Genomic DNA, 16,197 nt, shown 5'->3' on the forward strand with positions numbered 1-16,197 from the left:
TGATTGCTAATCAAGAGAAAATACTCTGAGTAACCAATGGTTTTGGTCTCATCAGACACAGCGGTAAAAGTAAGAATTATAGGGCTTTAGGCCTGATATGGTGACAATAGAAAGCAAGGCAAAGTCACCAAAATATGGTTGCAGAAAACGTCTTCTAACCTTACTTGAATCTAAAAGAGATCCCCTTAGGGGAGGTGTTGACGTGTTATGACTTGGAAAAAGATGAGTTTGGAACGCCCGTACTGTTGCGCAAGATCAAGCGGCATCCAAGCTCCACACGACGGGCGCTGCGCTCGCCATCAGGCAATGTCAAAGCTTCTTCCAGCAGATTAAGTGCGACGTGACCGATCTCTTCCATGGGAACATGGATGGTAGAGAGGGAAGGGCTGGACAGTTCGCCAAACAATGCATTGTCAAAACCCATAATTGAAACGTCGTTGGGGACGGAGTAACCGTGGTTTTGTAGGGCTTTCATCGCACCAAGCGCAACGTTGTCAGCTGAGCAAAAGAACGCAGAGTAAGGGGAAGGACCATTGTGTTTGTTCAGCCATTTGCTGAAGTTGGTCTCCACCACATCCTGCTGATAGTCGCCAACATCAATAATGTCGGAGACAGGAACGTCGAGCCCTGCTTGTCTAAAGGCATCCAGAAATCCTTCAGTCCTTTGCTTCGCGACGCGTCGATTGCCCCAGGTGAGCAATGCAATCTTTTTGTGACCTAAATCCAGCAGATGATCCGTGGCCAGCTTTGCTCCAAAGCGGTTACTGGGGGCAACTGTATCCACCCTCATAGATTGATCCTGACCACTCAGAATAACGGAGGCAGACGGTAGATTGTAAAGCATATCAATCAGACATTGCCTGTCATCCTGCATCACTGCGATGCCTTGGGGGCGGTGTTTTGCAACGGCCTCCACAATATTGTCCGGATTGATTTCATTCTCTTCCTCAATCTGAGGAATGAGGCGAATGCCACGGCTTTGGCATTCTTTCCTGAAAGCGTTCAGCATGGTCCAGGCCACGAAATTGCGATCAGACTTAGGGAAGGCTTTCTTGGTGCCAACCAGCAGCACTGTAGAGAGCAGGGAGATCGAAGCTTTGCGTCGCCGCTTGGCAAGATAACCTGTCTCACGCGCGATGCCTAACACACGTTCTTGTACTTCACTGCCGATGGGAGCAGAAGCGTTTAAAACGTGAGAAACAGTGCTGATTGAAACGTTCGCAAGCTTTGCGATCTGCTTGATACCCGTTGCCACGCGACTTCCACCATTCATCAATAGGACAGGCAATTATTGAATGAAAATCTTTTCATGTGCAACGCTTACGTGCGTGCCGTTGTGTATCACTGAGAGGAACTGATTAGTGAAACCAGCTTATCCAAAATCCTCTTGATGCTCAGACAACTTCGCATTGGAATTCGTGAATATGATCTAAGCTAATGAATAAATTCAACAAATTTTGCATTGCTCAACATGTGATGACGAATGAGCGAGATTGAGTGATGACCTTGAAGTAAGTTGAAGAACTAATCATGAAAAATTTTTCATAAAGCTGCCTTGTTGTCAAACGGTGCCCCTGTCATCTTTGCCCGGTAACTGATTGTCAATAAGGCCGTATTTGGGCTGCCAGGTGCAGTGACGCGGACTTGTTGCATAAATAGAAGTAATGCGTTTTGGCGGGGAGGATCTGGCAAAACGTGTTGGGGGAAAATTTGATGAAGAGCGTTACACTCACGTCGATTGCTGCTTTGACGCTGCCGTTTCTGGCCGCCAATGGCTGGGCTTATAACGAAGCGCCCATGCTTAAGCAGCTGGTTGAAGCCGGTCAATTGCCGCCGGTTGAAGAGCGCCTGCCGAAAAATCCACGCGTCATTCCGGTCTACGACAGCATCGGCACCTATGGCGGCGTCATGAAGCGTGCATTCAAAGGCCCAAGCGACCGCTGGGGGCCAACCAAGCTCATGGAAGAGCGTGTGGTTGAAACCTACATGGACGGTGACAAGAACCTGTCTCTGGTTCCCGGCTGGGTTGGCGAATATTCTGTGAGTGAAGATGCCCGCGAGTTTACCTTCACAATCCGCGAAGGCCTGCGTTGGTCCGATGGTGCGCCTGTCACCACCCGTGACGTGCGGTTCTGGTATGAGGACGTCTTCCTCAACGAAGACCTGATGCCATCCATCAAGGCACTTTACACCTCCAACGGTGTGCCAATGAAGCTGTCTTTTGCGGATGATTACACCTTCACCGTTTCTTTCGAAAAGCCTTACCCGCTGTTCCTGACCGTGCTGGCCAAGGAAAGCACAGGCCGTCCGGGTCTGGATCGTCCCGGCTTCATCGAGCCATTCCACTACCTCAAGGACTACCACCCAGCCTACGCTGACCCGGCCAAGCTAGAGGCGGCCATTGCCAAGTATGGTGCCAAGAAATGGACGGACCTCTGGGATTCCAAAGGCCAAATTCAGGCGTGGTGGTTTAACCCGAATATGCCAGTTCTCACCGCATGGCGTGTGAAAACACCACCGCCTTCCGACACTGTCGTGATGGAACGCAATCCCTACTATTACGGCGTGGATGCCGAAGGTAATCAGCTCCCTTACATCGACCAGATTGAGCACCGCCTGTTTCAGGACCCTCAAGCCATCAACTTCATGGCCATTCAGGGCGAGATCGACCTCCAAAACCGGCACATCAACGTGGCCGACTTCACGCTGTTGAAGGAAAACGAAGCCAAGGGTGACTACACCATTGAAAAATGGACCAAGGCACTCACATGGTCGATCATTCCGAACCTGAATTCCAAAGACAAAATCAAGCAGGCGCTGTTTGAGGACATTCGCTTCCGTGAAGCTCTCAACATCTCCGTGGACCGCGAAACCATCAATGAGCTCGCATTCTCTGGCTTAGGTGAGGCGCGTCAGGCTTCCCCAATCTCCGGCTCTCCGTTCTACGATGAAGAAGCTGAAGCACGTTGGACAGAGTACGATCCAGACAAAGCAGCAGAACTTTTGGATGCTATCGGTCTGACCGAACAAGACGGGGATGGTTATCGTTTGATGTCCGATGGTCGCCGTCTCAGTCTCGTACTTGAAACCCGATGGGATATCCAGGGCGAACTACTCGAAGTCGTTCGCACCTACTGGCAGGATGTTGGTATCGAAGTTCTGGTCCGCATCATCGACCGGACCCTGTATCAGCAGCACGTTGATACGGCTGATTTTGACATGGTCCTCGATACGTTTGATCGGTCCTCCGTCATTACAGCTGACCCACTGCGCTTCCTGGGCCGTTACGGTTTCGCGCAAAGCTACTTCAACTGGTGGAGCTCAAACGGCAAGTCTGGTGAAGAGCCCCCCAAAGATCATCCAATCAGAGATGTCTGGAAGGCGTGGGAAGGGGCCCAGACTGCACATAGCCTTGAAGAAGCAAATACCTATGCGCAGCAGATGGTGACCTTGCACAAGCAATATGGTTGGCATGTGGGGTTCGTTGGAGAAACGCCTGCGGTCTACGTGCGTAAAAACAGCCTGAAAAACTTCCCTGCGGGGTTCGTCCACGACGACGCGTTACGCGGCGTTGGCCTCGCATATCCGCAGCAGCTCTATTTCTCCCAAGATTAATCTGCCTTGCGGTTGAACTGGCGGCGGCGATCCCGATGCCGCCGCCAGTTCACAACTTCAATGCTTCCTTACAAGTACAATAAAACGGAAAAGGGATATGGCAGGTTATATTGCGCATCGCCTACTGTGGTCGATCCCGACACTGATCGTTATTACGATTGCCACATTCGTTATCATTCAGCTTCCACCGGGTGATTATGTAACAGCATACATTGCAGAACTGGTAGAAACTGGCGAAGTCATTGATGCGGAAACAGCAGCTCACATTCGTCATGAGTTTGGTTTAGACCGCCCAATGTACGAGCAGTTCCTCACATGGATCGGCGGAATTCTGCTCCACGGTGACTTCGGGCTGTCTCTCGACTGGAAACTTCCGGTATCTGAGTTGATCTGGGATCGTATCGGTCTCACCCTGCTGATCTCCATGCTTTCATTGTTGATGACATGGGTGATCGCTATTCCAATCGGCGTATATTCTGCCACGCGTCAGTATTCATTCCTCGATCATCTGTTCACCGTCTTGGGCTTCCTCGGTCGCGGTATTCCGGACTTCTTGTTGGCTTTGGTGCTGATGTGGATGGGGTTCCTTTACTTCAATTTCCATGTTGGCGGATTGTTCTCTCCAGCCTATGAAAACGCCCAGTGGTCTTTTGCCAAATTCATTGATCTTCTCTCCCACCTTTGGGTACCGGTCCTTGTACTGTCTACCGGGGGTGCTGCTGGCCTGCTGCGCATCATGCGCGCCAATATGCTGGAAGAGCTGGGCAAGCCGTATGTTGAGACCGCCTACGCACAAGGCTTAAGCGAGCGACAGGTCGTCTGGCGCTACCCGGTGCGCGTCGCTCTCAACCCGTTCATTTCCACCGTTGGCTGGGCTTTGCCTGCACTCATCTCTGGCGATGTCATCACAGCAGTGGTGCTGAACCTACCAACAACCGGCCCACTGCTTCTGCGCTCCTTGCAGAACCAGGACATGTATCTGGCTGGTGGCTTCATTCTCATATTGAGCGTCTTCACCATCATCGGCACGTTGCTTTCAGACATCCTGCTGGTGCTGACCGATCCGCGCATTCGTCATTCGTGAGGGCACTATGTCAGAGCAAACTCTAAGTGATACTGCTGTTGAACCTGCAGCAGAGGTGAAGGAAAACTCCTCCTACATCGCCAAACCACTGACCTTGATGTGGTGGCGTTTCAAAAAACATAAACTAGCCCTGTGGTCTCTGGGCGTGATCATCCTGCTCTATCTGGTTGCCGCATTCGCTGGTTTTCTGGCGCCGTATGATCCGTTCAAACACAACAGACTTCATCCGTTCGTTCCGCCGCAGTCCATCCACCTGTTTAGTGAGGATGGCACATTTCAGGGCCCATTCGTTTATAGCCTGAAACGTCAGCGTGACCCAGAAACCGCGCGTCTGTCTTTTGAGGAAGATACCAGCAAGATCAATCGCATTCGGTTCTTCGTCGAAGGTGACAAATACAAGTTCTGGGGGCTCGTCCCAACCAAACTGCGCTTGTTCGGCGTCGAAGGTCGTCGCAACCGGATCTACATCCTGGGGACAGACAAACTCGGTCGTGATCTATTCTCTCGTCTGGTCTACGGTGCTCGTGTCACGCTCTCCGTTGGTCTGATCGGTGTGTTCTTCTCCTTCGTAATCGGCATTACACTCGGCAGTCTGGCAGGTCTAATCGGCGGTACGATTGATACCGTCATCCAGCGTATGGCCGAACTTGTCCGCTCCATTCCAACCATCCCGCTCTGGCTTGGTTTGGCCGCAGCCCTTCCGGTGAATTGGGATCCGATCCTCGTTTACCTGCTCATCACGGTCATTCTGGCATTGATCGGCTGGACCAACCTTGCCCGCGTGGTGCGCGGCCACTTCATGACCATCCGCAATCAGGATTTCGTCCTGGCAGCTCGGCTGTCTGGCGCAACCAAAACCCGCATCGTGACCCGCCACATGCTGCCATCCATGACGTCCTATGTGATCGCAGCTATCTCACTGGCCATCCCGGAAATGATCCTTGGTGAAACAGCGTTGAGCTTCCTCGGTCTGGGCTTGCGTCCTCCGGTCATCAGTTGGGGCGTATTGCTACAGGATGCACAGAATCTGCGCTCGATTGCTCTGGCTCCGTGGCTCCTCATTCCTGGCGTGGCGATTGTCGTGACAATCCTTGCTTTCAACTTCCTCGGCGATGGCTTGCGTGACGCTGCCGATCCCTACCAGAAATAAGGAGAACGGATCATGCAGGATGAAACCATTCTCGAAATCAAAGATCTCAATATTTGCTTTGAGATGCGTGAAGGCACCGTCAATGCCGTAAATGGCGTGAATTTCTCAGTCAAACCGGGCGAGGTGCTTGGTATTGTCGGAGAAAGCGGCAGCGGCAAATCCTTGAGTGCGCGCTCTATCATGAACCTGCTGCCACGCAACGCCACCGTCACCAACGGTTCCGTAAAGTTCAGAAAGACGGACGGAGAAGTTATCGACATCCTCGCTGAAAAGCGGGAAAGCCGTAAAATGCGTGAACTACGCGGCGGTCATGTGGGAATGATTTTTCAGGAGCCGATGACGGCTCTTAGCCCGGTGCACTCCATCGGCAAGCAGATCATGACCACACTGAGCTTGCATACTGATCTTTCCAAGAAAGCACAGGTGGAACGGGCGGCAGATCTTTTGGCAATGGTGCAGATGCCAAAACCGATGGAAATGTTGAAGAAGTACCCGCACCAGCTCTCTGGCGGCATGCGTCAGCGTGCCATGATTGCCATGGCGCTTTCCTGTAACCCGAGCCTGCTGCTGGCAGATGAGCCAACAACGGCGCTGGATGTAACAACCGAAGCGCAGATTCTCGATCTCATTATGTCCCTGCAGGACGAGTTGAACATGGCGGTGATCTTCATCACCCATAACTTCGGTGTGGTGGCAGAAATCGCGGATCGTGTCTCAGTCATGTATCTGGGCAATGCTGTGGAAACGGCAGCCGTGGATGACATCTTTTACAATCCAAAACACCCATACACACGTGCGCTGCTGCAATCCATTCCGCGGTTGGATGGTCAAAAACGTCGTCGCCTTCAAACCATTGAGGGCATGGTGCCAGATCCGTTCAACCTGCCAACTGGGTGCGTGTTCCACACACGCTGTGCTGAAAAGATGGCAGGCAAATGCACCAGTCAGATCCCGGAGCTAACGCATTTTGAAAACGATCAGATGGCGCGCTGCCATCTCCATCAGGCATAAGGGCGAACTCCTATGACGACTATTCATATCCCTGATGATGCGCTGATCAGCGTTGAAAAACTGCAGATGCACTTCCCGATTAAAAAGGGATTTCTGGGCAGAGAACAGGGCGCAGTTAAAGCCGTTGATGATGTATCTTTTTATATCAGAAAAGGCGAAACTCTGGGCATCGTAGGCGAAAGTGGATCGGGCAAATCTACCACGGCTCGGGCCTTGTTGCGCGCTTATGAGCCGACCGGCGGGAAAATTCGCTTCAAAGATCCAGATGGTGTCTGGCATGACTTGACCCACAAATCCGAAGCTGAAATGCGCAAGTTGCGGCAGCATATGCAGATGATCTTTCAGGATCCGTATGCATCGCTCAACCCACGCATGACGCTATTGCAGCTTGTCAGCGAACCGCTCGTCAACATCGGCGTTACCAACAAGAGTGAGCTGGAAGACCGGGTTGCTGATCTGTTGAGCAAAGTGGGTCTGCGTCCCGAGAACATGAGCCGCTACCCGCACGCATTCAGTGGCGGACAGCGCCAGCGTATCGGCATAGCTCGTGCTCTGGCTCTCAACCCAACCTTCATAGCAGCTGATGAATCCGTGTCCGCGCTGGATGTATCGATCGCAGCGCAGACTATCAATTTGCTTCAAGACCTGCAGGAGCAGATGGGGCTGACCTATCTCTTCATTACGCATGATTTGAGTATGGTGGAGCACATCAGTGATCGCATCGGCGTGATGTACGCAGGTCGACTGGTGGAAGTCGCTGATACAGCGAGCTTCTTTGAACAGCCACTACATCCATATTCTGAGGCATTGCTCGCTGCGATCCCGATCCCGGATCCCAAACGCGCCCGTGCTAAAAAACGCGGTATTGTGAAAGGCGAAGTGGCCGATCCTGCAAACCTGCCAGCAGGCTGTGCATTCGCAAGCCGTTGTCCGCACGCATCAGAACTCTGCCACATGTCCAATCCAGAACTGACCGAAACAGCAGGCGGACGGTTTGTGCGCTGTCACCACTCTGCTGACCTGAAGCTACAAGGGGCAAACTATGACCAATAACAACGGAAGCCTCATCGCCTTGAGGCAGGGCCTTCAGGAAACTGACGAACTTCACCTTGCTCGCAAATGTGCACCTGTACTGCGTCTGGACAGGTCCGAGCCATGGCGTCCTACGGCCATTGGCTTCACTGTCTTTTCTGAGGCTGGCAAATCCCCAAGTAGCAAGTTTGAGATTGTGCCCAAAGCCGATCACGTCATCGAGTATGCGATCTTCTGGGACTATGACATCCAGCATCTTTACGATCTGGAGCACGTCTGGATTCATCTGGACGCTGATGAGCAGGTCGTTGCTGTCGAAGCATCTCAGCACGGCAAACGCATTGAAATGAAAAACGGTGAGGCTCTGCCGCTGGAAAATGGCCGTGTTACGCTCTGGGCAGAACCTGGCAAACACGCTCACTTTGCATCCCGTGATGCCATGAAGGAACGCGAAGCTCACACCCGTTACGAGTGCTCGTTGGGGGCGGGGTTACATGGTGTTCATATGGGGAACCCGTTCTCGCAAGAGTTTGGTGAGGTCACTCCATATGAACACCGCCTCGCACGCCTGCAAATGCAGCGTTTGGTGATGGAACCATCTTACGGCGAAACTCTGCGCTGGGATTGTGCTGAAGGCGATCTGGTGCCATGGACTCGCGCGGAAAGCTGGATCCCGGAGCGTGTGAAGCAACTCATCAACGATCTGCGTGAAAACCTTCCGCATTTCAAAGCCATCTTCCTGGATTGTGGTGACACACTCATAGACGAAGGCACTGAAATCAAAAGAGAAGGCAGCGATGTCGCTTATGGCGCGGAGCTTTTGCCACATGCCCGTGAAGCGCTGAACACATTGGTAGATCGTGGGTATCGTTTGGCGCTTGTCGCTGATGGTCCTCGTGCGACCTTCGAGAACATTCTGGGCCAACACGATCTATGGGGTCATTTTGAAACACACACCATCTCAGGTGATGTCGGTGTTTTGAAGCCCGACTACAGAATGTTTGAATGTGCCATGTCTTCACTCGGCTTAAATGAAGCAGATGCAGCTAGCGTTGTCATGGTTGGAAACAATCTTGAGCGAGACATCAAAGGCGCAAACGGGGCGGGCCATCAAAGCATCTTCCATAAGTGGACGCAGCGCAGAAATGTTGTGCCCCAAGACGTCAGTGAAGAGCCGACGCGTACCATCACTTCTCTGCGTGAACTGGTTAGTTGCATAGAGCAAATTGAGCTTTCGCTCACCTAAAGTCCTTCAAAAGATACCCCATTTACAAGGAGTGGTTTTGTGCCAAAGACACAATTCCCCTGGCAGATCAAAAAGGGTGAGCCCCTAAGCTACTGGGAAGTCTCTGGACTAACGGAGACGCCCTTTGCTGGTGAGGCCGATACGCTGCCAGATAAGGTCAACTACACTTACATCAACGGCTTCACCGACGTCGGCGACCTGCCATGCCGTATAGCTTTCTGGAATGATAAGAAGGGCAGGGACATCCCATGCCCAAGCAATGCAGACTTCAACGAATCCCGCATTCAACCGTTGCAGTCTATGCTGGATTTCAGCGGCTTCTGGTTCTGTCCAACCCATCTGCAACGTGTTCTGCGCTGTGTGGTCAACGCGCCGGCAGCTGGCAAGTATCGGTTCCGTGTTCGCACATCAGGAGCCGTGCGGGTCTGGGCTAATGGCGAACTTGGTTTTGCATTTGAGCCATTGGTACGAAACAAGCCACAAGAGAGCATTGAAACGCTTGAGCTGGCTGAAGGTACCAACGAAATCATCGTGCATCTGGAAGACATCGCAGAGCGCGATACTGTCTATTCTCTCGAGCTTATCTATGAGGGCTCAGAGCAAACAGAGGTTGATCTGCAAGTTGGCCTCAGTGCTACTTATGATGCTGTGGCGCTAAGAGCAGCAGAAGCGTTTATCTCCAGTGTTCAGCCGGATAAGCTCTACTATTCTGAAGGAAACGTGGAGCTCCAGTTCGAAGGCACTTTACCGGAAGATGCTCAGATCCACGTTGAAACCTTGCCGCTCCTAAAACCAACATTGGCAGGTAGCAAGGGCACCTACACCTTACCCAAAGGCGTAAATCGTCTGGTCGGCCCACGTGTAGATGAACTCGCACCAGCCACCAACCTTGTGCGGGTGACACTAACCACGCAAGGGCTTGGCGTTTCCCGTGAGGTCGGTGTCGTCTGCTTGAAAGATCTGCAGCAAGGCTCAGGTACAACACTGGAAGAACGCCGTGCAGAGCTTTTGGCATCCAGCGCTCAGACAGGTGAGAGCCATCTGTCTCATGCTTTGGCAAAGCTGCATATGGGTACCGAGCTGGAAAGTGCTGAAAAGCTGCTTCTGGAAGCGCTAAGCAAGATCAGTCGCCGTGAAGATTGCGCAGACTTTGCCTTCTTGCCGCTCCTTTGGATCTGGAAAGATCACGCATGGACAAAGCTTTCAGAGCAAACATGGCGCCGCGTCCGCTCCACAATCCTCGGCTTCCGTTACTGGTTTGACGAGCCGGGCAACGATGCCATGTGGTTCTGGAGTGAAAACCACACGCTCTGCTTCCACGCCTCTCAGTATCTGGCTGGAACCATGTTCCCGGACGATCTCTTCCTCTGCTCTGGGAGACAAGGGCAGCTGCAAAAGCAGATCGGTTATGAGCGCTTGTTGAAATGGTTTGAGACTGTCGAGCGAGATGGTCTGGCAGAATGGAACTCCATTCCTTACTACCCGATCGACTTCATCGGTCTGACAGCACTGTATCATCTTGCTCCGGATGCCGACATCCGTGATCGCTCCGAAGCACTCATGCACTCCATCTTTCAAATGATGGCACTGCACACCCAATCCGGCCTGCCAGCAGGCACCATGGGACGGTGTTACGACAAAGACATCTTCGCCGGTCCGGCAAGTGAGCTGGCGACACTCTGCCATTTCGCATGGGGCAACGGCTTTGTGTCCTCGGGCAACTTTGCCTCAACCATGATCGCATTGAGCGACTACACCCCGCCGGAAGAAACCAGCGCATATGCATTGGTTGCTCAAGGCCGTGCGTTGGAAACCAGCTACACGCAGGGTCATGAACACGCAGGCAAACTGAAGCTCTACAAAACTGCTGATGCGCAGCTTTCAACCGTGGCGGACCACAAAACCGGTCAGCACGGTCATCAGCAACACGTGCAGGATGTCATGCTTACAGGCAATCCTTATGCACGGTTCTGGATCAACCATCCGGGTGAAACGCAAGTCTGGGGCAGCGGGCGTCCGTCCTACTGGTCTGGCAACGGCACACTCCCGCGGGCTGACCAATCAGGTCCAGCTGGCTTGATGATCTTCAACAGTGCCGAGGAAGAGGCGGACTTCACCCACCTCAACGGGCCATTACACGTGTGTGATGAGCATGAGTTCTCCGGCAATTGGCTCTTTGCACGCGTCAAAGACGGCTTCACAGCCTTCTACGCTGCAAACGGCATAGAGCAGCTGCAAACAGGTTGCTTCGCTGGTGTTGAGTTCCGCAGTCCAGGCCGCCGCAACGCGTGGCTGACCGTAACAGGCTCGGCGCAAACAGAAACCTTCACCGCGTTCAAAGCGCGTCTGCTCACTAGCAATATCAGCTGGAATGCAGAGACTTTGACCTTGAACGCAGAGATTGAAGGCCAAGGCTCTCTCTCGCTCACTTGGGAAGGGAAGCTGAAAGCGGATGGGCAACTTGTCAGTTTCGAAAATCTCAGTCCGGTTCCACGTATTGGCATGAGGCGATTAGATCAGACACGCTCAACTCAGGAGACAGCTTATGTTTGAGACATCAAGGCTCGAAGAAGCGCTGGCTCTGACAGCAGATGGCTTCCGCAGTCTGAAGGGCATCAACGATACCCCATCAGAACTCGACAATGACGGTTCCATCCATTTTGATGAATGGGATTGGGAAGTCGGCGTTGGCCTCTACGGCTTTTACAAGCATGCCTGCAAAACCAGTGATGAGCGCATGAAGCGCAACCTTGCCAACTGGTACGACATGCAGATCGCTCGCGGCTTGCCTCCACGCCAGATCAACTCCACAGCCCCGATGCTGTGCCTTGCTCTGCTGGCGCGCGAAACCAACAACGAGCGTTGGAAGCAGATCGTGACAGATTGGGCGGAATGGCTGATCAACGACATGCCTAAGACTGTCGATGATGGCTTCCAGCATCTGGTCAAGGAACGCGAAAATGACGGCCAGCTCTGGGATGACACACTCTTCATGGCAGGTTTGTTCATGGGCGTGGCTGGCGACTGGCTGGATCGTCCGGATTGGGTGGAGGAGGCCTACTACCAGTTTCTCGTCCATGGCCGGTATCTGTCAGATCCGGCAAGTGGCCTCTGGTATCACGGTTGGACGTTCAACGGGCATCACAACTACGCTGATGCGTTCTGGGCGCGAGGCAATGCTTGGATCACTATTGCAGTGCCGGAATTGTTCGAACTTGTTGGTGAACGTTATGGCCCGGCAGCCCGCCAGATTAAGGCGCTCTATCGCCGTCAGGTAGAAGCTTTACTGCCGCTTCAGCTGGAAGACGGCATGTGGCCAACCCTACTGGATCAGCCGGACTCCCCATCAGAAACCTCTGCGACAGCAGGCTTTGCTTATGGCCTGCTGAGGGGCGTGCGAACCGGAATTCTGCCAGCAAGCTACCTGCAGCCAGCTCTTAAAGCGGCGTCGGCTGTGCTGAAGCGGATCGACGCCGCCGGGATCGTTCAGGAGGTCTCTGACGGAACGGCCATGGGGCATGATTTCGAGTTCTATCGGAACATTCCCAACACTCCCACACCATATGGGCAGGCTCTGGCAAGCCTTCTTTTGATTGAACTTCTTGCCGCTGAGGAATTATTGCAAGATGTCGCTTAATACACACCATGTCACTGTCACAGACGGCGAAAAAGACATAACAGATGCTGTCCAGTACGCGATTGACGCGGCTCACACTGCAGGTGGTGGGCAGGTCGTACTGCCAAGAGGGCAGTGGGTCTCAAAGGCGTTGAAACTCAAGTCATTCGTGGATCTGCACCTGCCAAACGGATGTGAACTGTCCTGTTCCACGGATTATGCGGATTATGAAGCAGGTAAAGTCTCTGTCATCGCAGAAGACTCAGACCGGGCCTTCATCACCGCCCGCGATCAGCAGGGCCTATCTATTTCCGGCAACGGTACGATCCACGGCCACAGCGAAAAGTGGTGTGGTCGCGAAGGTCTTTTTGAAGGCACGTTCTGGCCGAAGATGCTACGCCCGCGTATCGTCGTCTTCGAAAACTGCAAGGATATCAGCCTCACCGGCATTTCTATCGTTGAAGCGCCCATGTGGACCATTCACCTGATCGCCTGCCATCAGGTGAAGGCAGAGGGCCTGAGTATTCTTAATGATATGCGCATGCCAAACACCGATGGCATCAACTTCGACAGCTGCACAGACGCGACCATCTTCAACTGCGTGATCCGCGCAGCAGATGATGCCGTCTGCGTGAAAACCTGCCGCAAGGAAGATGAAAGCCTCAATGGGCCGGCAGAGCGGATCATCGTCAGCAACTCCATCCTCTCCTCAAAGTCTTGCGCTCTGAAGATCGGCACGGAGACCTATCAGGATGTGCGTGACGTGCTGTTCACCACGTGCACCATCACAGAATCCAATCGCGCCTTTGGCATCTTCTCGCGGGATGGCGGTGATATCGAACGTATTCGGTTCTCCAATTGTACAGTCCAGTGTGAGCAAACGCCGGACGGGTTCTGGGGCAGTGGCGAGGCCATCACCATCAACGCGCTGCCACGTGTGGCGGGTGATGTCCCTGGCTATGTGCGCGATGTATCTGCTGATGGCATCACGGGCCGGGCACAAGGGGCAATCAACATTGTGGGGCACGAAACCCAGAAGATCGAGAATGTCTCGCTCAGCAATGTGCGGCTCTCACTGGAACCGGGCAAGTTCTCGGATGCGTACTATCTGGATCTGCGACCAAGCCCGCATGATGTGAACCTGCTTGATAACCCGGAGCAGGGGCGTCGCAATGCATGGGTCAAGAACGAAGCAGGAGAGATCCTTGGGCTTGAGCCATATCCCAACGGATTGCCGGGGCTCTGGCTGGATCATGCCAACAACGTCCGATGCAATGATGTTGTGATCCACAGACCCGCACCACTGCCGAAAGGCTGGGCAGTGGAAGAGACCGAACTCGGCCACGTCACCAACGTTTGCTTCAGCAAACCTGCAAGTTCTCAAAGTGCTGTTTAGGAAAAAACATATGCTGAATCAGTTTGATTTGAATGGAAAAACCGCAATCGTCACCGGTTGTGATACAGGCCTCGGTCAGGCCATGGCCGTAGGGCTGGCAAAAGCAGGTTGTGATGTGGTCGGCGTCAACGTGGTTGAGCCAAAAGAGACCGTAGGCCTGATTGCTGAAACCGGTCGAAAGTTCTTCGATCTACGTGCAGACCTGAGTAATAAAGAAGCTCTGCCTAGCATCGTCGAAAAGGCGATTTCTGCCACAGGTAAAGTCGATATTCTCGTCAACAACGCAGGCATTATCCGCCGCGAAGAGGCGCTGGATTTCTCCGAGGAGGACTGGGATGCGGTGATGAACCTCAACATCCGCTCGCTCTTCTTCCTCTCTCAGTTGGTCGCAAAGCAGTTTGTTAAGCAGGGCCACGGTGGCAAAATTATCAACGTGGCGTCCATGCTGTCCTATCAGGGCGGTATTCGTGTCCCGTCTTACACCGCCTCCAAAAGCGCCGTTCTGGGCTTGACCCGCGCGCTGGCAAACGAGTGGGCAAAGCACGGCATCAACGTCAACGCAATCGCGCCGGGTTACATGGCGACCAACAACACCACCGCCTTGCGGGCTGATCCAGACAGAAATCAAGCGATCCTTGAACGCATCCCGGCAGAACGCTGGGGCGAACCGACAGATGTTGCAGGACCATGCGTCTTCCTCGCCTCTGAGGCAGCCTCGTATGTCAACGGCTTCACCATCGCAGTAGATGGCGGCTGGCTCGCCCGCTAACTGAAACACAAAACCAAAAGCAGATAACGCGCAGTTGAAAAATTGAGCGACTGGAGACCTGCGCTCAATTGCCGAATTTTAGGAGATCACCATGGAAGTCAGACAAGCAATTCACAGCGAGCACGCCAAAACACTGGACACCGAAGGTCTGCGCCGCGAGTTCCTCATTGAAAGCGTCTTCGCTGCTGATGAAATCACCATGACCTACAGCCACGTAGACCGCATCATCGTTGGCGGTGTGATGCCGGTGGACACAGAAGTCGTTCTGGAAGCTGACTATGGTAAGAAGCTGGGTGTTTCTTATTTCCTTGAACGCCGTGAGATCGGTTTCATCAATGTGGGTGGCCCGGCTGTCATCACAGTCGATGGTGAAGCCTACGAAGTTGCGCAGGAAGAGGCGCTCTACGTTGGCATGGGTGCAAAGGATGTATCCTTCAAAAGTGCAGACAAACAGAACCCAGCCAAGCTCTATTACAACTGTGCCCCTGCACATAAAACCTACCCAAACAAGAAAGTGACACTGGCAGAAGCCTCTCCGGTTACTCTGGGCGATGCTGAAAACTGTAATGAGCGCACCATCAACAAGTACTTTGTGCCGGATGTACTCCCAACCTGTCAGTTGCTCATGGGCATGACCAAACTGCATCAGGGTTCCATCTGGAACACCATGCCAGCTCACACCCATGATCGCCGTATGGAAGTGTATTTCTACTTCAATATGAAGGACGATGCCGCTGTGGTGCATATGATGGGTGAACCGCAGGAAACCCGCCACTTGTTCGTTCACAACGAGCAGGCAGTGATCTCCCCAAGCTGGTCCATCCATAGCGGTGTCGGCACCCAGTCCTACACCTTCATTTGGGGCATGACTGGCGAAAATCAGGAGTTCACCGACATGGACCACATCGCGGTTCCTGATTTGAAGTAAACAGCCACTGATCTTTGAAATGACACAAGCCTCGCTCTGAAAAGGAGCGGGGCTTTTTGTTTGGCAGCAGGACTTCGGGTTTAATATCCCCAAGATCTCATTAAGAAAAAATAGGCGCAAATTGTCTCAGTTGTAGGGCAGGAGCCTTCTGTCAGCCCACCCCAAAGGGCCAGAGTGCACTCGCAATAAATCCATATAACCTCTGATATTTTTGCGATTCAGCACCGCAGAGAAGAGATGACGGTCTTTCAGTATGCCTGAATTGAACTGGAAAGATTCCAGAAATTGACTCGCGCAAACGTTTGCGCAAACGGTTGCGTAACCCAAGCGCGCCTGCTAACGTCTCTTCA

12 protein-coding genes are annotated in these 16,197 nt (G+C 53.0%); 11 read left to right on the forward strand and 1 reads right to left on the reverse strand.

Going from position 1 to position 16,197, the window contains the following annotated elements:
• Positions 1-205: 205 nt before the first annotated feature.
• Positions 206-1,255 (reverse strand): LacI family DNA-binding transcriptional regulator, encoded by a 1,050-nt coding sequence (locus PsAD26_RS14305; protein ID WP_208985697.1) that lies wholly within the window; start codon positions 1,253-1,255, stop codon positions 206-208.
• 458 nt (positions 1,256-1,713) lie between these two features.
• On the opposite strand from PsAD26_RS14305, the gene PsAD26_RS14310 reads away from it, so the two are divergent.
• The 11 genes from PsAD26_RS14310 (at position 1,714) to kduI (ending at position 15,847) form a co-directional block, all read left to right on the forward strand.
• Positions 1,714-3,615 carry an ABC transporter substrate-binding protein gene (locus tag PsAD26_RS14310; RefSeq protein WP_063310978.1) on the forward strand — a complete coding sequence of 634 codons (1,902 nt, stop codon included), beginning with the start codon at positions 1,714-1,716 and terminating at the stop codon, positions 3,613-3,615.
• Between the two features lie 97 nt (positions 3,616-3,712).
• Positions 3,713-4,699, forward strand: a complete 987-nt coding sequence (locus tag PsAD26_RS14315; protein ID WP_063310979.1) for an ABC transporter permease — start codon at positions 3,713-3,715, stop codon at positions 4,697-4,699.
• A 7-nt stretch (positions 4,700-4,706) separates the two neighbouring features.
• Positions 4,707-5,849, forward strand: coding sequence for an ABC transporter permease (locus PsAD26_RS14320; protein WP_063310980.1), 1,143 nt, complete (start codon positions 4,707-4,709; stop codon positions 5,847-5,849).
• 12 nt (positions 5,850-5,861) lie between these two features.
• The gene (locus PsAD26_RS14325; RefSeq protein ID WP_063310981.1) at positions 5,862-6,860 is read left to right on the forward strand and encodes an ABC transporter ATP-binding protein; all 999 of its coding nucleotides are present in this window, start codon (positions 5,862-5,864) and stop codon (positions 6,858-6,860) included.
• Between the two features lie 12 nt (positions 6,861-6,872).
• Positions 6,873-7,913, forward strand: coding sequence for an oligopeptide/dipeptide ABC transporter ATP-binding protein (locus PsAD26_RS14330; RefSeq protein WP_063310982.1), 1,041 nt, complete (start codon positions 6,873-6,875; stop codon positions 7,911-7,913).
• Positions 7,903-9,138: an HAD family hydrolase gene (locus tag PsAD26_RS14335; RefSeq protein WP_063310983.1), complete on the forward strand. Its 1,236-nt coding sequence runs from the start codon at positions 7,903-7,905 to the stop codon at positions 9,136-9,138. The genes PsAD26_RS14330 and PsAD26_RS14335 overlap by 11 nt, the downstream gene beginning before the upstream one ends.
• A 39-nt stretch (positions 9,139-9,177) precedes the next feature.
• Positions 9,178-11,691 carry a hypothetical protein gene (locus PsAD26_RS14340; protein ID WP_063310984.1) on the forward strand — a complete coding sequence of 838 codons (2,514 nt, stop codon included), beginning with the start codon at positions 9,178-9,180 and terminating at the stop codon, positions 11,689-11,691.
• Positions 11,684-12,775 (forward strand): glycoside hydrolase family 88 protein, encoded by a 1,092-nt coding sequence (locus tag PsAD26_RS14345; protein ID WP_063310985.1) that lies wholly within the window; start codon positions 11,684-11,686, stop codon positions 12,773-12,775. The genes PsAD26_RS14340 and PsAD26_RS14345 overlap by 8 nt, the downstream gene beginning before the upstream one ends.
• Positions 12,765-14,150, forward strand: a complete 1,386-nt coding sequence (locus tag PsAD26_RS14350) for a glycosyl hydrolase family 28 protein (protein ID WP_063310986.1) — start codon at positions 12,765-12,767, stop codon at positions 14,148-14,150. Before PsAD26_RS14345 ends, PsAD26_RS14350 begins: the two co-directional genes overlap by 11 nt.
• Before the next feature lie 10 nt (positions 14,151-14,160).
• Positions 14,161-14,919 (forward strand): 2-dehydro-3-deoxy-D-gluconate 5-dehydrogenase KduD, encoded by a 759-nt coding sequence (kduD, locus tag PsAD26_RS14355; protein ID WP_063310987.1) that lies wholly within the window; start codon positions 14,161-14,163, stop codon positions 14,917-14,919.
• A 91-nt stretch (positions 14,920-15,010) separates the two neighbouring features.
• On the forward strand, positions 15,011-15,847 hold the full coding sequence (gene kduI / locus PsAD26_RS14360; protein ID WP_063310988.1) for a 5-dehydro-4-deoxy-D-glucuronate isomerase: 837 nt from the start codon (positions 15,011-15,013) through the stop codon (positions 15,845-15,847).
• Positions 15,848-16,197: the final 350 nt, after the last annotated feature.

This window comes from Pseudovibrio sp. Ad26 (genome assembly GCF_001623285.1).
In the GTDB taxonomy this organism is placed as follows: domain Bacteria; phylum Pseudomonadota; class Alphaproteobacteria; order Rhizobiales; family Stappiaceae; genus Pseudovibrio; species Pseudovibrio ascidiaceicola.